Source organism: Acidovorax sp. SUPP2539 (assembly GCF_030158975.1).
Taxonomy (GTDB): domain Bacteria; phylum Pseudomonadota; class Gammaproteobacteria; order Burkholderiales; family Burkholderiaceae_C; genus Paracidovorax.
In genome coordinates, this window is record NZ_BQXJ01000002.1 from 379,719 (window position 1) to 397,593 (window position 17,875).

Here is a 17,875-nt window from a genome sequence, read left to right on the forward strand (position 1 = left end):
TTTTCATCTGACGGAGGTCATCATCATGGCTCTTGAATGGCTGCGGCCCGCCGCGTTTTTCGGCTCCATCCTGTTCGCGCTCATCGGCGTGCTGGTGTTCTGGGTGAGCTTCATCATCATCGACAAGCTCACGCCCTACGACCTGTGGGCCGAGATCGTCGAAAAGCAGAACAAGGCCCTCGCCATGGTGGTGGCGGCCATGTGCCTGGGGATCAGCATCATCGTGGCGGCGGCGATGCACGGGGGGTGAGGCGCGGGGCAGGGGCGGATGGCCGCCCGAATGCCCTTTTTTCGGTCAGATTACAAATACGAATCGTTATCAGTAACGTTACAATTTTGCTCTTTCCGATACAAACGGCTGCCCCTGCCGGGCGGCCGTTTTCTTTTCCAGAGAGAGCGAATGACACATCCGGACCATGCACCAGCGGCCGCCGCCCTGGCCTTCTTCCATCCCCGGGCCACGGCCATCGCGGCGGCGCTGCTCGCCGGCATGGCGGGCCTGCCGGCCACCGCCCTGTCCCAGCCGCAGGCCGAAGCCGCGTCCCAGGCGGCCCTGCCCACCGTGCACGTCACGTCGGAGTACGACGCCGACGACGTGCGCCCCGAAGGCGTGACCACTGCCACCAAGACCTACATGGCGCCCAAGGACATCCCGCAGACCATCGACACGCTGGAGGTCAACAAGTACAAGAGCTACGGCATCAACGACCTGGCCGTCATGCTGGACGGCGTGCCCGGCGTGAACACCAAGTACGACATGCGGGGCGAAGGCGTGATGATCCGCGGCTTCAACGCCGACTCGGGCGACATCTACCGCGACGGCGTGCGCGAAAGCGGCCAGGTGCGCCGCAGCACCGCCAACGTGGAGCGCATCGAGATCCTCAAGGGCCCGGCGTCGGTGCTGTACGGCCGCAGCAGCGGCGGCGGCATCATCAACATGGTGAGCAAGCAGGCCCGCTTCGATGCCAAGAGCAGCATCAACCTGCGCGGCGGCTCGTGGGACAACGTAGGCGGCACGCTGGACATCAACCGCGTGCTGAACGAGAACGTGGCCGTGCGGCTGACGGCCGACCGCGAGCAGGCAAACAGTTTTCGCAGCGGCATCCGCAACCGCAATGAAATGGTCTCGCCCAGCATCCTCGTGGACACGCGCACCGGCCTGCGCTGGACGGGGCAATACACGTACGACACGGTGTGGCGCGTGCCCGACCGTGGCCCGGCCTACGACCAGCTGCCCGCCGGCGTGTCGATCCGCACCGGTTTCGCCCACCCCGACGACATGGTGGAAGACCGGCTGCGCGTGCTGCGCTCGGACCTGAGCTACGACTTCAACCCGGCCTGGAGCGTGCGCTGGGTGGCGAGCAAGCGCGAGGCCAGCCAGGACTTCGACCACTACTTCGCCGGCACCTACTGCAACGCCCGGGGCCGCACCTCCACGGGCGCCAGCTGCGACTACGCCGGCCGCGTGCGGCCCAACTACGCCTGGCAGCAGACGCGCAACGAGACGCTTTCCAACACCGTGGACCTCACCGGCAAATTCACGCTGGCCGGCCTGCAGCACGACCTGCTCGTGGGCATGGAAGCCAGCGAGGAAGAACGCCAGCCGCGCCTGTCCAGCGGCGCGGCCAGCTTCACCTACGATCCGCTGCGCCCCATTCCCTGGGCTCCCAAGCCTGCCCAGGGCGCGCCCACCCAGTACAACCTGCACGAGGCGCAGAGCCGCGCGCTCTACCTGCAGGACCTCGTGAGCCTGGGCACGCAGTGGAAGCTGCTGGCCGGGCTGCGCTACGACCGGTTCGACTTCCACAGCACCAACCTGCTCACGTCCGCCGGGCGCGGCTACGACGGCGACTCGGTCAGCCCCCGCCTGGGTGTGGTCTGGCAGCCGGTGCGCGAGCACAGCATCTATGCCTCGTGGAACAAGAGCTACTCTCCCTACGGCGGGCGCGGCATGATCACCGTGGACACCTCGGCCAGCGCCGTGTACGACGACGAGCCCCAGCATTCGCGCCAGTTCGAAATCGGCGCCAAGAGCGACTGGCTGGACGGAAAGCTGTCCACGCAGGTGTCGGTCTACCAGCTGGAGCACTACAACATCCGGTACCGCCCAGATGCGGTCAACGACCCGTTCACCTGGGCCGTGCGCGGCAAAGAGCGCTCGCGCGGCATCGAGTTCAGCGCGGCCGGCCGCGTGGCGCCCTCGTGGTACGTGCGCGGCGGCGTGGGCCTCATGAGCGCCAAGGTCACCGAGGACCGCAGCGCGCCCGCGAACGTCGGCAAGTACCTGCAGGACACGGCCCAGCGCAATGGCAACGTCTTCCTGCGCTATGCGCCGCAGAGCCCGTGGTACGGCGAGATCGGCGTGACGCACACCAGCGCCCGCTGGCTCAACGCGGCCAACACCTCGCGCCTGCCGGCCTACACCCGCTGGGATGCCATGGTGGGCTGGCGCGCCGCGCCCTGGACCGTGACCGTCGCGGTCACCAACCTGCTGGACAAGGAATACTGGCGCTCCGTCGACATGCCCGGTGCGCCGCGCGGCGTGCTGGTGAGCGCCACCTACCAGTTCTGACCCGGGGGCCCGGGCGATGCCGGGCGGGCGAAGAAGGCGCCTTCGCCCGGCGGGCCTGCGGCGGCCGCCGCCGGGGCCCATCCCGCAAAATAGCGGCTTGACCGCCGCTGCCCACCCCACCCCTTCCGCCGCGCCCGCGCCCCGCCCCATCGACATCGCGCTGCTCGCCAGCGTCTTCGTCGTCGCCGCCTGTGGCCTGCTCTACGAGCTGGCCGCAGGCGCGCTCGCCTCGTACGTACTGGGCGATTCGGTGCTGCAGTTCTCCACCATCATCGGCACCTACCTCTTCGCCATGGGCGTGGGATCGTGGCTGTCGCGCTACTTCGAGCGGCAATTGCCCGCGCACTTCCTGCGCATCGAACTGCTGGTGGCCCTGGTGGGCGGCGCGCTGCCGGCCACGCTGTTCCTGGCCAACGCCTATGCGCCGGGCGCGTTCCGCGTGCTGCTGTACGGCATGGTGCTGCTGGTGGGCACGCTGGTGGGGCTGGAGATCCCGCTGGTGATGCGCATCCTCAAGCGCAACGCGGTGCTGAAGGACCTGGTCTCGCAGGTGCTCACGTTCGACTACCTCGGGGCGCTGGCGGTGTCGCTCGCGTTCCCGCTGCTGCTGGTGCCGCACCTGGGGCTGATCCGCACGGGGCTGCTGTTCGGCCTGATGAACGCGGCGGTGGCGCTGTGGGCGGTCTGGCTGTTTCGCCACGAGCTGCGGCGCCTGCGCGCGCACGTGCTGGCCTGCGTGGCCGTGTTCGGCGTGCTGCTGGCGGGGCTGGTGGGGGCGGAGCACATCACGCGCTTTGCCGAGGACAAGTTCTACCAGGACCGCATCGTGGTGAGCCGCGCCACGCCCTACCAGCGCATCGTGGTCACCGAGGGCAAGGCGGGGCACCGGCTGTACCTCAACGGCAACCTGCAGTTCGCCGAGCGCGACGAGTACCGCTACCACGAGGCCCTGGTGCACCCGGCGATGGCGGCGTTCGCCTCGGGCGGCGCCGGGCCGCGGCGCGTGGCGGTGCTGGGCGGCGGCGACGGCATGGCGGTGCGCGAGATCCTCAAGTACCCCTCGGTCGAGTCGGTCACGCTGGTCGAGCTGGACCCGGCGATGACGCGCCTGTTCACCGACGACCCCACGCTCGCGCGGCTGAACGGTGGAGCGCTGTCCAACCCCAAGGTGCATGTCGTGAACACCGACGCGTTCCAGTGGCTGCAGCAGGGGAGCGTGGGGGCGCAAGACTCCAGCGCCGCCGGGCCGCCCCAAGGCGCGGGGGCCCCCTCGGGGGGCAGCGAACCACGCGCAGCGGGGAGCGTGGGGGCGCAAGAATTTTTCGACGTGATCGTGGTGGATTTCCCCGACCCGACCAACTTCGCCATCGGCAAGCTCTACACCAACAGCTTCTACGCCTTGCTGGCGCAGCGCCTGTCCGCGAGCGGCTATGCCGTGGTGCAGACCACGTCGCCGCTGGTGGCGCGCCAGAGCTTCTGGACGGTGGTGCAGACCATCGAGTCGCTGGGCCTGCGCACCGCCCCCTACCACGCCCATGTGCCCAGCTTCGGCGAATGGGGCTTCGTGATCGCCAGCCGCCGGCCCTGGCACCTGCCGCAGGCGCTGCCCGAGGGGCTGCGATTCCTGTCGGTTCCCACGCTGGCGCTGCTGTTCGACTTTCCGCGCGACATGGCGCGCGTGCCGGCCGAGGTCAACCGCCTGTCCAACCAGGTGCTGGTGCACACCTACGAGCAGGAGTGGGGTAAGGTGGCGGCCCACTGACCTCGCTGGCCGCCCGGCCGCACCGCCCACATGCAACGCCGCCAATTCCTCGCCGCCTCGGCCACCTCGGCCGCTGCCGCCGCCCTCGCCGGGTGCGGCGCCCCGCCCGAACTGGAGGGCGGCTTTGCCGGCATCGACATGGCGCGCGGCCATGCGCTGCGCGACCGGCTCCAGAAGGGCGGGCCGATCGAGCCCGACATCGTCCGGCGCACCCAGGTGGTGATCGCGGGCGGAGGCGTGGCCGGCCTGGCGGCCGCGCGCTCGCTGCGGCTGGCCGGCACCGACGACTTCGTGGTGCTGGAGCTGGAGGACACCGCCGGCGGCAACAGCCGCGCCGGCAGCGTGGCCGGGATGGCCTGCCCGCTGGGCGCGCACTACCTGCCCGTGCCGGGCGACAGCGCGCGCGAGGTGCAGGACCTGCTGGAAGAGCTGGGCCTGCGCCAGCGCGTGGCCGGGCGCTGGCGCTACGACGAACGCCACCTGTGCCACAGCCCGCAGGAGCGACTGTTCTTCCAGGGCCAATGGCAGGACGGGCTGCTGCCCGTGCAGGGAGTGGGCGCCGAAACGCTGGCGCAGTACCGGCGCTTTTCCACCCGCGTGGCCGAACTGGGCCGCGCGGCGCCCTTCACCATGCCGGTGGTCAAAGGATGGAAGCCCAATCAGCCCCTGGCGCAGATTCATCTAGGGCTTGACGCTATTACTTTCATAGCATGGCTGGAGCAGGAGGATTTCGACGACACGCACCTGCGCTGGTACCTGGACTACTGCTGCCGCGACGACTACGGCGCCGGCACGGCGCGCGTGTCGGCCTGGGCGGGCATCCACTACTTCGCCAGCCGCCACGGCTTCCATGCGCCCGGCGATGCGGCCACCGAAGACCGCGAGGGCGTGCTCACCTGGCCCGAGGGCAACGGCTGGCTCACCCAGCGCCTGGCCGCGCAGCTGCAGGCCGGCGGGCAGCTGCGCACCGGCAGCTCGGTGCTGCGCATCGAGGAAACCCGCCAGGGCGTGGAGGTGGACGTGTTCCACCACGCGAGCGAAAGCGTGGAGCGCTGGCAGGCGCGCCGCTGCATCGTGGCGCTGCCGGTCTTCATCGCGGCGCGCGTGGTGCGCAACCCGCCCGGCTTCCTGCAGCAGGCGGCGCAGCGCCTGTCGTGGGCGCCCTGGCTGGTGGCCAACATCCACATCGACGCCCCGCTGGCCGACCGCGAAGGCGCAGCCCCCGCCTGGGACAACGTGCTCTACGCCGACCCCACGCCCGGCGGCCTGGGCTACGTGAACGCCGGCCACCAGCGGCTGGACCCGCGCCCGGCCGCCACCGTGCTCACCTACTACCAGGCGCTGGGCGACGTGGCCGACGGCCGCCGGCAGTTGGCGGAGCAACCCTGGGCGCACTGGCGCGACGCCATCCTCGCCGGTCTGGCCGCGCCGCACCCCGAACTGGCCAAGCATGCGCGGCGCATGGAGATCACGCGCTACGGCCACGCCATGTCGATCCCGGTGCCTGGCACCCAGGCGTTCCTGGGCCGGATCGCCCCCCAGCGCCCGTCCAGCAAGCGCTACCAGCTATCGAACGGAGAGCGCGTGGCCGTGCCGCCCACGCCCGGCACCGCGCGGCTGGCGTTCGCGCATGCGGACTGGTCGGGCTATTCGGTGTTCGAAGAGGCTTTCACGCGCGGGCACGCGGCGGCGTTCGCCTGACCCTTTTGCGGCTGGGGGCATTGCGCAGTCGTTGGATTGCGCATCGTATTTCGATATATCTTATTGAAAAAGATATATCGGAAACACAATGAAAGACCTCGACATTTCCCAGCTGCACGGCGCCGGCGGGCGGCGCGGTGGCGGTGGCGGCCGCGTGTTCGGCCACGGTGGCCTGCGCCTCGTGCTGCTGCAGCTCATCGCCGACAAGCCGCGCCACGGCTACGAACTCATCAAGGCCATCGAAGACCGGCTGAACGGTGCCTACAGCCCCAGCCCCGGCGTGATCTACCCCACGCTCACCCTGCTGGAAGAGATGGGCCATGTCACCGTCACCGCCGATGGCGGCCGCAAGCTGCACACGCTGACCGATGCGGGGCGCGACCACCTGGCCGAACACCGCACCGAGGTGGATGCGCTGCTGGCCCGCATGGCCAGCGGCCTGCCGATGCGCGGCGGCGGTCACGGCGAGCGCCCGGCGCCCATCGAGCGCGCCGTGCACAACCTGCGCCATGCACTGCACCTTCGCCTGGCGCGCGAGCCGCTGGCCGAGGCGCAGATCCATGCCATCGCCGATGCGCTGGACGCCGCGGCGCGGCAGATCGAGCGCCTTTAGAACCAACCTGTTCCCCGCCGGCCTGCAGGACGCCCCAGAGCGACCGCCCCGGCCCCCGTTGCCCGGAGTGCGCCCCACGACGCCCTGGCCTCCCTCCGCAACGCCGGCATCGATCCGGCAGAAAGCCCTGAAATGACCCACCCGTCCCCGTCGACCACCCCAGCCGTCCCCTCCGCCGCCGCTGCAGCGCAGCAGCCTTCCGCCGAGCTCCTGGCGGCCCGCGCGCCCCAGCGCATGCGCCATGAACTGCGCCGGCGCATCCTAACCGTGCAAAGTGCCGAGCGCGTCACGCCGCACTGCGTCCGCATCGTCCTCACCGGCCCCGACCTGGAGGGCTTCGACAGCGCGGGCTTCGACGACCACGTAAAGCTCATCCTGCCCGACCCCGCCACGGGCCGGATCGACTTTCCCGTGCCGGCAGAAACCGGGGGCCTCGCGCCCGACTCGCCCCGGCCCACCATGCGCGACTACACGCCGCGCCACCACGACATCGCCGCGCGCACCCTCACCATCGACTTCGCGCTGCACGACGCGGGCCCGGCCACGCAATGGGCGCTGCAGGCCGCCCCCGGGCACACCGTCGGCGTGGGGGGCCCGCGCGGCTCCATGGTCATTCCGACCGCGTTCGACGGCTACGTGCTGATCGGCGACGACACTGCCCTGCCCGCCATCGCCCGCCGCCTCACCGAACTGCCCGCCGGCGCGCCCGTGCTGGTGCTGGCCGAGGTGGACGGCCCGGCCGACGAGCAGCCCCTGCCCACCGCCGCCGATGCCCGCATCGTCTGGGTGCACCGCCAGGGCACCGAGGCCGGCACCGCCGAGCCCCTGCTGCAGGCGCTGCGCGCGCAGACCCTGCCCGCGGGCGACTTCCACGCCTGGGTGGCCTGCGAATCGGCCGTGGCCAAGGCCCTGCGCGCGCACCTGGTGGGTGAGCGCGGCGCCTACCCCAAGTGGGTCAAGGCCTCGGGCTACTGGCGCCGGGGCAGCGCGGCCACGCACGACACGCACGAGGACTGACCGGCAGGGATCGGCAGGTGCCGCGCGGGCCCCTCATGCGGGCTGCGCGGCCAGCCCCTGCGCCACATGGTCGATCCAGGCCCGCACCCGCGCCGGCAGAAAGCGGTTGGGCGGGTACAGCAGCCAGGCCGTGCCGGAATACGCCGTGGTGTGGCGCCAGCCGGGCAGCACGCGCACCAGCGTGCCGGCCGCCAGGGCCGCCTGCGCCGTGAAGCCCGGCAGCGAGGCGATGCCCAGGCCGCCCAGGGCGGCCTCGCACCGCACCTCGCTGTGGTTGGCCACGTAGCGGCCGCGCACCTTCACCACGGCGGATTCCGCCGGGCCGCCACCGCCGGCCCCTCCGGCCCCTCCGGCCCCACCACCCGGCCGCTCGAAGCGCCAGTGCCGGTCGCGCTCGTCCTCGCCCAGGGGCAGGCAGTCGTGCAGCGCCAGGTCGCGCGGGTGCTCCGGCAGGCCGCGCTGCGCCAGGTAGGCCGGGCTGGCGCACACTACGTGTTCCACCGGCTCGAGCGGCCGGCCCGCCAGCCCCGGGGGCGGCGCGTCGGTGATGCGCACCGCCACGTCGATGTGCTCGGTGAACAGGTCCACGGTACGGTCGGTGATGACCAACTGCACGTCCACCTGCGGGTGCGCGGCCAGGAAGGACGGCACCAGCGGGTGCAGCCGCTGGCGTCCGTAGGCCTTGGGCGCGCTCATGCACACCAGGCCGCTGGGCACGTCGGCATGGTGGCCGGCCAGCGCCAGCACCTCGCGCGCGCACGACTCCAGCGCCTGGCAGCGCGCGAACGCCGCGTGGCCCGCCTCGGTCAGGCGCAGGCGCCGGGTGGTGCGCTCCAGCAGCCGCACGCGCAGCACGCCTTCCAGGCGCGCCACCTGGCGGCTGACGGCCGACGGAGTCAGGCCCAGTTCACGCGCCGCCGCGGAAAAGCTGCCCGCCGCCGCCACGCGGGCAAACACCGCCATGTCGGGCAGGCAGTCCAGGGCTTCATTTGTGCGCATGGGGAACCAATGTTGTTCTCTGAAGGGCCATTATCGATGGCATGGCATGAATCTACGATCGCCGCATGACCACGCTGCCCCTCGCCCGCCCCGCCACGCTGCTGCGCAGCGCCGACCTCGTCCTGCTGCTGGTGGCCGTGGTCTGGGGCACCAGCTACGGCGTGGCCAAGGGGGCGCTGGCGTTCTACCCGGTGCTGGGGTTCCTGGCCGTGCGCTTCCTGCTCACGGCGGCGCTGCTGGCCCCGGCGTGCCTGCGGGCCACGCGGGCGCAATGGCACGGCGCCCTGCGCGCCGGCCTGCCGTTGGGCGCGCTGCTGATGGCGATCTTCGTGTGCGAGACCTATGGCGTGGCGCACACGCAGGCCAGCCAGGCGGCGTTCCTCATCAGCCTGTGCGTGGTGTTCACCCCGTTCGCCGAATGGTGGATGCTGGGCCGGCGGCCGGCCGGCGCCGTGTTCGGCTTTGCGGCCGTTTCGCTGCTGGGCGCGGCGCTGCTGGCGGGCGGCGGCCTGCAGATTCGATGGGGCCTGGGCGACGGACTGATGCTGGCCGCCGCCGCGCTGCGCGCCGTGACCGTGTGCGCCACCAGCCGCCTCACCCGGCGGCATGCCCAGGCGCCCATGCTGCTGCTCACCGCCGTGCAGTCCGCCGTGGTGGGGCTGGGGTGCCTGCTGGTGGCCGTGTCGCTGCCGGGCGGTCTGCCCGCCCTGCCGGCCGAGGGCGCCTTCTGGGCCGCGAGCCTGTACCTGGTGCTGGGCTGCACGGTGTTCGCCTTCATCGCGCAGAACTGGGCGCTGAAACACACCGCCCCCAGCCGCGTGGGCCTGCTGATGGGCACCGAACCGGCCTGGGGCGCGTTGTTCGCCGTGCTGTGGCTGGGGGAGAGTCTGGGCCCGGTGCAATGGCTGGGCGGGGCGCTGATCGTGGGGGCGGCGTGGTGGACGCTCGCGCGCCAGCGCGCGGGCTGATCACCGGCTCGAAGCTCCCATTGCACCGCGACACTGCACGGCGATACTCCGGCAGACAACGCGCCCGCCCGAGCCGCCGTGGCGGCGCCGACCCCCACAAGGAGCTTTCCGATGACCGACCTTCGCGACATCCTGGCGCACCTGCGCGCAGGGCGCTGGAACGAGGCCCACCAGCAGGTGCAGTACGATGCGACGCCGCTGGGCGCATGGCTGCACGGCATCGTGCATCTGCAGGAAGGCGACCTGGAAGACGCCGAATACTGGTACGACCAGGCCCAGCGCCACTTTCGCAGCCGCGGCACGCTGGAGGAAGAGATGCAGCGGCTGGAAGCGGCCCTGCTGCAGAAGTAGCCTGGAAAGCGCCGCGCACAGGCGCGGCCCTGCGCCGTCATGGCCCTGTAACGGCGCGCCGGCATCGTTGCGGTTTTCGTTCGCCACAAGCCATCGCATGCTGCCCTCGTTCCGCCTCGCCCCCTTCGCCCTGCTGGCCTGCGCCGCCGCCCTGCTACCCGCCCACGCCCAGCAGGCTTTTCCCGCCACGCTCGCCGGCCATGCGGTGCTGCCGGCGCAGACCTTCATTCCCGCGCCCAAGGATGCCCCGGCCGATCTGCAGACCAGCGGCAAGTTCACCACGCCGCAGCGCGTGGACCAGCTGGGCAGCGTGGGAGGCACCTCCGCCGGCCGGCCCACGGGCGTGTCGCTGCCGTTCAAGGGCCAGCCCGCGCAGGGCCATTCGGGCATCAAGCGCATGGCCGACGGGTCGTTCTGGATCCTGACCGACAACGGCGCGGGGGCCAAGGCCAACTCGCCGGACTTCATGCTCTACCTGAACCACTACACGGTGGACTTCCAAAGCGGCCAGTTCAAGCGCCAGAAGACGGTGTTCCTGCACGACCCGGACAAGAAGGTGCCGTTCCGCATCGCCGAAGAGGGCACGAAGGAACGCTACCTGACCGGCTCGGACTTCGATCCCGAGAGCTTCCAGTTCGCCGGCGGCGCGCTGTGGATCGGCGAGGAGTTCGGCCCCTACCTCATCAAGGCCGATCTGTCCGGCCGCCTGCTGGCCGTGTTCGAGACGCAGGTGGACGGCAAGGTCGTGCGCTCGCCCGACCACCCGGCCATCACCGCCGCAGGCGCGCCCGATGCCAAGGCGCCGGCGTTCGAGATCAAGCGCTCCAAGGGCTTCGAAGGCATGGCGTCGTCCAGGGACGGCAGCAAGCTCTACGCGCTGCTGGAAGGCCCGGTGTGGAACGAATCGGCCAAGGCCTACGAAGCGGTGGAAGGCGGCAAACAATACCTGCGCGTGCTGGAGTTCGACGTGAAGCAGGAAAAGTGGACGGGCCGCCACTGGAAGTACGTGCTGGAGGCCAACCACCACGCCATCGGCGACTTCAACATGATCGATGAGAACACCGGCCTGATCATCGAGCGCGACAACGGCGAGGGCACGGCCGACAAGGCCTGCCCCGAAGGCCAGAAGCGCACCGACTGCTTCCACGACATGGCGAAGTTCAAGCGCGTGTACAAGGTGGAGCTGACCGATGCCAACGCGGGCGCCGAGCTGCGCAAGGTGGGCTACATCGACTTGCTGAACATCCAGGACCCGCAGCGCCTGGCGAAGAAGCCTCTGAACAACGGCGTGCTCACCTTCCCGTTCTTCACCATCGAGAACGTGGACGTGGTGGACGCCACGCACATCGTGGTGGGCAACGACAACAACCTGCCGTTCAGCTCCAGCCGCGAGCCCAACCGGGCCGACGACAACGAACTGGTGCTGCTGGAAGTGGGCGAGCTGCTGCGCGCGCGCTGAAACCCTGCAGGCGGCGGGCCCCGACCCGGGTGGCAAAATTGCCGCACCCTCGGGGCCGCCGGTTGCGCGGCGCTGCCCCCGGCGGCCTTTTTCCACGCACCGGGAATCCACACGCATGTTCACTGGCATCGTCCAAGCCACGGCGGCCCTCGCCGCCATCCATGACCGCGAAGGCCTGCGGACCTTCATCATCGATTTTCCGCCCGGCTTCTGCCAGGACCTCGCCGTGGGCGCGAGCGTGGCGGTGGACGGCGTGTGCCTCACGGTGACCGAGCTGCTGCCGCCCAACGCGGCGGCGTTCGACGTGGTGCTGCAGAGCCTGAACGTGACCACCCTGGGCAGCTACGCCGTGGGCGACCGCGTGAACGTGGAGCGCGCGGCCAGGGACGGCGCCGAGATCGGCGGGCACCCGCTGTCGGGCCACATCGACTTCGCCACCACGCTGCAGTCGGTGCGCGAGTCGGACAACAACCGCGTGTGGCGCGTGGACATTCCGCCCGCCTTCCGCAAGTACATCTTCGCCAAGGGCTACATCGCCATCCACGGAGCGAGCCTGACGGTCTCCGAGGTGAACCGCGCCGAGGGCTGGTTCGAGGTGTGGCTGATCCCCGAGACGCGCCGCGCCACGGTGTTCGAGCACAAGCAGGCGGGCGACCGCCTCAACATCGAGATCGAGCGCAGCACGCAGGTGGTGGTGGACACCGTGCGCGAGGCGGTGCAGGAAAGCCTGGGGGCCCTGCAGCCGGTGCTGGAGGCGCTGCTGCGCGACAAGGGCCTGTCGCTCGAAGACTTCGTGCAGCCGCCCGTGCTGCCGCGCTGAAGGGCCACCGGGCTCCGGGTGTGGCAGCCCGGCATCAAAACGGGCTTCAGCACATATTCCACTAGGGCGTATCGCTATTAATTCAATAGCAAACACCTGAACACGTCAAAGAATGACCAGCTCCCCGGCGCCCGTGTCCGCCCGGGGCTCGGCCAGCACCACGCGGTTGCGGCCCGTTTCCTTGGCGCGGTACATCGCCGCGTCGGCCTCGGACAGCAATTGGTCCAGCACCAGGCCGTGGCGGCCGGAATCGGCCACGCCGAAGCTCGCCGTCACGCGCAGCGGCTCGGGCGATGCCGGCAGCAGCAGCTGCAGGTTCGCCACCACCTCGCGCAGGCGCTCGGCCAGCCGCACGCCGTGCGCGGGGTCACAGTGGCTCAGCAGCACCACGAACTCCTCGCCGCCGAAGCGGCCCACCAGATCGCCCAGCCGCAGTTCGGCCCGCAGCGCGCGCGCCACCGACACGAGCGCCTGGTCACCCACCGCATGGCCCCACTGGTCGTTGAGCATCTTGAAGCGGTCCACGTCCAGGATGACGATGACCACGCCGAAGCCGTGGCGCCGGGCCTGCGCGAGCACGCTTTCCGCCGCGTCGAAGAAGGCGCGCCGGTTGGGCAGGCCGGTGAGGAAGTCGGTGTTGGACTGCTCGCGCAGCTGCGCGATCAGACTGTTGCGCTCGCGCTCCAGGGCCTCGCGCTGGCGGGTCTGCAGCTGCAGTTCGCGCGCGGCGCGGATCACCGCGGCCATTTCGTCGTTGGCGGCGGGCTGGGGCAGGGGCGCATCCAGGTCGTTGTTGGCCAACGCCTTCAGCGCCCGCGCGGTCTGCACCAGCGGGCGCAGGACGCGGCGGTCCACCATCGACAGCGCCACCAGCAGCAGCGCCAGCAGCACCACCGAGCCCGCAGCCACCAGGCCGAGCATGCGCACGGCCCGGGTGTATTCGGCGCTGGCGCGCTCGCGCAGCTGGTTGAGCAGCGTGTCGCGCACATCGAAGATGGTGTTCATGTCGGGTACGTAGAGCGCCGCGAAGCCCGCGGCGTCCAGCCCGTAGCGGCCGTTGCCCTCGCCGGCGGCGATCATGCGGTCGATGAGCGGCCCGGTGTCCCGGAAGTAGCGCTGCTGCACCGTCTGCCACGCCTGGGCGATGGGGCGCGGCTGCTCGGGGACCGAAAGCCGCAGCTCGATCAGGAAGCGCAGCTGCGCGATGCGCCCGCGCGTTTGCTCGATGGCCCGGCGCTCCTCGGCCGTGAACGGCTGCTGGCGCGCCAGCGCCGCCGTGAAATGCGAACCCAGCAGCCCCGCGAACTCCCGCAGTTCGGCCGTGAGGCGCGCGACCTGCACGTCATCGGCCAGGGCCGGATAGTGCTGCCGCGCGGCATTGGCCAGGCTGCTCGTGACCGGGGCCAGCAGCGGCACGATCGCCACCATGCCGTAGACGGCCGAACGAATCGACTCCGGCCCCCGCGCCTCGCGCGGCTGTGCCACCACCTGGTCGACCGCCGCACGGGCCGTGGCCAGCGCCATCTTGGCGGCGAGCACGCGCCGCGCGCTGTCGGCCAGCGTGGAATCGCCATTGCGCGCTGCCAGCACGCCATGCAGCGCGTCGAAGGCGCGGTCGGTGCGGGCGCGGGCCTGCGCCAGCGGCTGCTGCAGTTCCGGCGGCAGGGGCGACGGGCCGCCCAGCGCCCCGTTGGTGGGACCGCGCTCGCGCGACACCATCTCGGCGGCGAGCAGCCCCGCGCGCAGCTGGTCGATGGCCTCCACGCTGGCCGCCGACGCGCGCACCGACTGGTACTCCGTCGTGGCGATGCGGCCGACCAGCAGCATCGTAGCCAACACCACGAGGGCCCCGAAAAGGCGAAGGAATCGGCTTAAAGACATGGTGGTCTGGCATCAATACGGCAGGGCAGCGGTGTGGAAATTCTCTCACCTGCATCCGATCGGGGCGCTCCGGCCGCGAACGGATGGGCCAAATGGCGACGGTTTTCGGGGAATTGGCAACGAAAGGGTGCAAGAAATGCGCCTGCACGGGCCGGCGGGCACCGGCCGTAGGATGGAAGGCCTTCGCTGCCCGTACCGCCCCTTCGCACCGCCCACGCCCATGCCCGCCCACGCCCGATCCCACCCCCTGCCATCCGCACCGCCCCGGGCGCGCCCGCTGGCCGCGGCCGATCTGCCCGGCCTGCTGCAGGTGCAGCGCGCCTGCTATGGCGAGGGATTCGAGGAAAGCCATGCGGTCTTCCTGCGCCGCCTGGCGAGCCCGGCGCAGTGCTCGCTGGCCCTGGAGCGGGACGGCCACCTGGGCGCCTATCTGGCGGCCTACCGCTCGCTGCGGGGCAAGGTCACGCCGCTGCACGGCGATTTCGAGGCCGCCCAGGCCCCCGACACGCTGTACCTGCACGACATGGCCGTGGCGCCCGCGCTGGCGGGACAGGGCCTGGCGCAGGTGCTGCTGGCCGAGGCCTGGGCTGCGGCACGCAGCGAAGGGCTGCGCCACAGCGCGCTGGTCTCGGTGCAGGGCTCGCAGGGCTACTGGGCACGGCACGGCTATGCCCCCGCACCGCTGCAGGACGCTGCGCAGCGCGCACGGCTGGCCACCTACGGCGAGGGCGCGGTGTACATGGTGCGGGACCTGCCGGGGGATTGAGCGCCCCGCCCGCAGCAGGGCTCAAGCGCCGCCGCCGCGCTCCTGCCCGGCCTGCGCGACGATCCAGTCGCGGAAACGCCGCAGCTCCGGATCGATGAGCGCGGGCGCCGCATAGACCAGGTGGTACGCCAGCGGCGTGGCCAGCGCACCCGCCTGCACGCCGATCAAGGCGCGCGTGGCCAGCTCGCGGCCGATGAGCGCGCGGCGCACCAGCGCGAAGCCCCGGCCGGCCACGGCGGCTTCGATGGCGCCGTTGGAATCGGCGAACACCACGCCTTGTTCGGTGTTTACCCGGGGCATACGGTGGGCTTCGCACCACAGCCGCCAGTCGCCCCGGTGTTCGTCGTGCAGCAGGCGGGGGCCGTCGATGTCGCGGGCGCGCGCGATGCGCCGCGGCGCGATGAGGCGGGGGCTGCACACGGGCACGAGATCGTCGGCCAGCAGCGCTTCCGCCCGCAGGCCCGGGTACTTCCCCATGCCGTGGCGCACCGCGAAATGCACGCCCTCGCCGGCCAGATCGACCGTGCGGTTAGTGGTGCTCACGTGCACGTCCAGGCCGGCTGCGTGCTGCTGGAAGTCCTGCAGGCGCGGCACCAGCCACTGCACGGCGAAGCCGGGCGTGCAGCTGACCAGCACCACGCGCCGCGCGCCGGCGGCCACCCGCGAGGTGGCGTGGCCGATGACCGCGAGCGCATCGCTGCAGGCCGACTGGTATTCGGCACCCGCCCGCGTGAGCGCCAGGCCGCGCGGCAGGCGCTCGAACAGCGTGCAGCCCAGGAACTCCTCCAGCTTGCGCACCTGCTGCGACACCGCGCCCGGCGTGACGTGCAGCTCGGCGGCGGCGCGGCGCACGCTCAGATGGCGCGCAGTGGCTTCGAAAAATCGCACGGCGATGAGGGGAGGCAGGCGCATGACCGTTCAGTCAAAATAAACAGTCGCGCAGCATAAATGGTTTGCGCGAACCCACCGGATTTCGAAGAATGGGCCTCCAGCGCCGGGGGCGTCCCGGGCCCGCCAGGGCTCGGCGAAAGCCTTCGGTTTCGTCGTTTCGTTTTGCCGATTCGGCGGGGTCCGCGCCCCGCCGGCGCCGCCCATGACCCTCGCCAGCCTGATCCGCCTGTTCGCCCTGGCCGCCCTGTGGGGCGGCAGTTTTCTGTTCATGCGCATCGCCGTGCCGGTGCTGGGCGCGGTGCCCACGGCCTTCGGGCGCGTGGCGCTGGCGGCGGCCGGGCTGATGGCGTTGCTGGCGTTCGCGCGGCTGCGGCCGGCCTTTCACGGCAAGCTGGGCGCGGCGCTGGTGCTGGGCGTGGTCAATTCGGGGGTGCCGTTCCTGATGTTCGCGCTCGCGGCCCGCACGCTGCCGGCGGGCTACAGCGCCATCCTGAACGCCACCACGCCGCTCATGGGCGTGCTGATCGGCGCCGCGGCCTTCGGCGAGCGGATCACCGCCGCGCGCACGGCCGGCGTGCTGCTGGGCATGGCCGGGGTGGCCGTGCTGGCGCAGACGGGCCCCGTGGCCCTGTCACCGCAGGTGCTGGCAGGCATGGGCGCCTGCCTGGTGGCCACGGCCTGCTACGGCGCGGCGGGCTTTCTCACGCGCCGCTGGATCACCGCGCGCGGCGGGCTCGACAGCCGCCTGGTGGCGGTGGGCAGCCAGTGGGGCGCCGTGCTGGTGCTGGCGCCGTTCGCGGCCTGGGAGGTGTGGCGCCAGCCCGGCCTGCCCGCCACCTGGATGGCCGCGCCGCCCGTGGTGTGGGCCGCCATGCTCGCCATGGGGCTGCTGTGCACGGCCCTGGCCTATGTGCTGTATTTCCGGCTCATCGCCGACGTGGGGCCGCTCAAGGCGCTGTCGGTGACCTTCCTGGTGCCGCTGTTCGGCGTGGCCTGGGGCTGGCTGGTGCTGGGCGAGGCCGCCACCGCCGCGCACGCGGCCGGCGGCGGGCTGATCGCCGCGGCGCTGTGGCTGGTGCTGCGGCCGACGCCAGTGGCGAAACCTGGACGTTAGCCCGGCAGCGAGGGTGGGGCGGCCGGCGGTCCGCCCGCGCCGTCCAGCAGCCAGCGCCGCACCTGTGCGACCGATTCGGGGTGCCGTTGCTTGCGGGGGTGCACGAGGTAGTAGCCCGCGCCGGTGCGCAGGGCCTCGGGAAAAGCCAGCACCAGCCGCCCGGCCGCCAGATCCGGCGCCACGAATTCCTGCTGGGCCAGCGCCAGGCCCTGCCCCATGGCGGCGGCATCGATGGCGAGCGTGGTCTGGTTGAAATGCAGGGCGCGCGTCGCAGGCGGCCTGGCCTGCGGCGCGCACTGTTCGAAGTAGGTCTCCCATGGCGACTGGGCATCGTGCAGCAGCACCTGCTCGGCCTGCACGCCCGGCTCCCGCCACCGCGGGCTGCAAACGGCGACCAGGCATTCCTCGAACAGCAGATCGGCGGACAACCCGGGACCGAACGGGGGCCTGCCATAGCGCACGGCCAGGTCCACCGCTTCGTTGTGGAAGTGCGCCAGCCGCTCCGTGGCCAGGATGCGCAGATCGACGCCTGGGTGCCGGCGCGTGTAGCCGTCGAGCCGCGGGATGAGCCATTTGGTGGCGAAGGTGGGCGTCACGCTCACGGTCAGTCGCAGGGGCTGGGGGACCAGGCTCTCCGTGGCCTGGGCCAGCAGTTCGAAGGCCCGCCGAACGCCGACGATGTAGCGCTGGCCGTTGGACGTGAGCGCCAGCGCGCGGGGCAGGCGCTCGAAGAGCTTCAGGCCCAGTTCCGCCTCCAGGGCCCGCACCTGCTGCGCCACGGCGCCTTGCGTCACCCCCAGTTCCAGCCCGGCCAGCCGGAAGTTGAGGTGGCGGCTCGTGGCCTCGAAGGCACGCAGGGCATTGAGCGAGGGCATGCGCCCGAGGGGTTCTGTCATGGGTGCAGATTTTCTACTGATTCGAGGCAGGCGATCTGCCGGGCTCCATGCCCCCGAAATGCCTG

Annotated in this window: 16 protein-coding genes; 12 read left to right on the forward strand and 4 right to left on the reverse strand. The window is 71.3% G+C overall.

The features are described 5' to 3' along the window. Nucleotides 1–25 precede the first annotated feature (25 nt). The 6 genes from AVTE2539_RS09325 (at nucleotide 26) to AVTE2539_RS09350 (ending at nucleotide 7,665) form a co-directional block, all read left to right on the forward strand. Nucleotides 26–250 (forward strand): DUF350 domain-containing protein, encoded by a 225-nt coding sequence (locus AVTE2539_RS09325; protein ID WP_272566455.1) that lies wholly within the window; start codon nucleotides 26–28, stop codon nucleotides 248–250. A gap of 150 nt (nucleotides 251–400) precedes the next feature. After that, nucleotides 401–2,572, forward strand: coding sequence for a TonB-dependent receptor (locus tag AVTE2539_RS09330; protein ID WP_284409977.1), 2,172 nt, complete (start codon nucleotides 401–403; stop codon nucleotides 2,570–2,572). Nucleotides 2,573–2,669: 97 nt separating this feature from the next. Beyond that, nucleotides 2,670–4,334: a polyamine aminopropyltransferase gene (locus AVTE2539_RS09335; RefSeq protein ID WP_284409979.1), complete on the forward strand. Its 1,665-nt coding sequence runs from the start codon at nucleotides 2,670–2,672 to the stop codon at nucleotides 4,332–4,334. 30 nt (nucleotides 4,335–4,364) lie between these two features. Continuing rightward, nucleotides 4,365–6,035, forward strand: coding sequence for an NAD(P)-binding protein (locus AVTE2539_RS09340; protein WP_284409982.1), 1,671 nt, complete (start codon nucleotides 4,365–4,367; stop codon nucleotides 6,033–6,035). 88 nt (nucleotides 6,036–6,123) lie between these two features. Then, nucleotides 6,124–6,648 (forward strand): PadR family transcriptional regulator, encoded by a 525-nt coding sequence (locus AVTE2539_RS09345; protein WP_272566463.1) that lies wholly within the window; start codon nucleotides 6,124–6,126, stop codon nucleotides 6,646–6,648. A gap of 234 nt (nucleotides 6,649–6,882) precedes the next feature. After that, entirely contained in the window at nucleotides 6,883–7,665 is a 783-nt protein-coding gene (locus AVTE2539_RS09350) for a siderophore-interacting protein (protein WP_284410692.1), read from the forward strand. 33 nt (nucleotides 7,666–7,698) lie between these two features. On the opposite strand, the gene AVTE2539_RS09355 is transcribed toward AVTE2539_RS09350, so the two are convergent. Continuing rightward, on the reverse strand, nucleotides 7,699–8,664 hold the full coding sequence (locus tag AVTE2539_RS09355; RefSeq protein ID WP_284409985.1) for a LysR family transcriptional regulator: 966 nt from the start codon (nucleotides 8,662–8,664) through the stop codon (nucleotides 7,699–7,701). A 65-nt stretch (nucleotides 8,665–8,729) separates the two neighbouring features. Here AVTE2539_RS09355 and AVTE2539_RS09360 point away from each other — a divergent pair, with 65 nt between their 5' ends. The 4 genes from AVTE2539_RS09360 (at nucleotide 8,730) to AVTE2539_RS09375 (ending at nucleotide 12,262) form a co-directional block, all read left to right on the forward strand. Beyond that, complete coding sequence (locus AVTE2539_RS09360; RefSeq protein WP_284409987.1) at nucleotides 8,730–9,632, forward strand: DMT family transporter; 903 nt, start codon at nucleotides 8,730–8,732, stop codon at nucleotides 9,630–9,632. Nucleotides 9,633–9,743: 111 nt separating this feature from the next. Further along, the gene (locus AVTE2539_RS09365; protein WP_284409988.1) at nucleotides 9,744–9,983 is read left to right on the forward strand and encodes a hypothetical protein; all 240 of its coding nucleotides are present in this window, start codon (nucleotides 9,744–9,746) and stop codon (nucleotides 9,981–9,983) included. 97 nt (nucleotides 9,984–10,080) lie between these two features. Continuing rightward, a complete protein-coding gene (locus tag AVTE2539_RS09370) occupies nucleotides 10,081–11,442 on the forward strand; it encodes an esterase-like activity of phytase family protein (RefSeq protein ID WP_284409990.1) in 1,362 nt (453 codons plus the stop codon). A gap of 115 nt (nucleotides 11,443–11,557) precedes the next feature. Next, nucleotides 11,558–12,262: a riboflavin synthase subunit alpha gene (locus AVTE2539_RS09375; RefSeq protein WP_284409993.1), complete on the forward strand. Its 705-nt coding sequence runs from the start codon at nucleotides 11,558–11,560 to the stop codon at nucleotides 12,260–12,262. A 105-nt stretch (nucleotides 12,263–12,367) separates the two neighbouring features. On the opposite strand, the gene AVTE2539_RS09380 is transcribed toward AVTE2539_RS09375, so the two are convergent. Next, a complete protein-coding gene (locus tag AVTE2539_RS09380; protein ID WP_284409996.1) occupies nucleotides 12,368–14,143 on the reverse strand; it encodes a diguanylate cyclase in 1,776 nt (591 codons plus the stop codon). 220 nt (nucleotides 14,144–14,363) lie between these two features. Between AVTE2539_RS09380 and AVTE2539_RS09385 the strand changes: the two genes are divergently transcribed. Next, nucleotides 14,364–14,909 (forward strand): GNAT family N-acetyltransferase, encoded by a 546-nt coding sequence (locus tag AVTE2539_RS09385; protein WP_284409999.1) that lies wholly within the window; start codon nucleotides 14,364–14,366, stop codon nucleotides 14,907–14,909. A 21-nt stretch (nucleotides 14,910–14,930) separates the two neighbouring features. On the opposite strand, the gene AVTE2539_RS09390 is transcribed toward AVTE2539_RS09385, so the two are convergent. After that, nucleotides 14,931–15,821 (reverse strand): LysR substrate-binding domain-containing protein, encoded by an 891-nt coding sequence (locus AVTE2539_RS09390; protein ID WP_284410000.1) that lies wholly within the window; start codon nucleotides 15,819–15,821, stop codon nucleotides 14,931–14,933. A gap of 181 nt (nucleotides 15,822–16,002) precedes the next feature. Between AVTE2539_RS09390 and AVTE2539_RS09395 the strand changes: the two genes are divergently transcribed. Beyond that, nucleotides 16,003–16,914, forward strand: coding sequence for a DMT family transporter (locus tag AVTE2539_RS09395; RefSeq protein ID WP_272566473.1), 912 nt, complete (start codon nucleotides 16,003–16,005; stop codon nucleotides 16,912–16,914). On the opposite strand, the gene AVTE2539_RS09400 is transcribed toward AVTE2539_RS09395, so the two are convergent. Beyond that, complete coding sequence (locus tag AVTE2539_RS09400) at nucleotides 16,911–17,810, reverse strand: LysR substrate-binding domain-containing protein (protein ID WP_284410003.1); 900 nt, start codon at nucleotides 17,808–17,810, stop codon at nucleotides 16,911–16,913. The two genes, AVTE2539_RS09395 and AVTE2539_RS09400, sit on opposite strands and share 4 nt — an antisense overlap. Nucleotides 17,811–17,875: the final 65 nt, after the last annotated feature.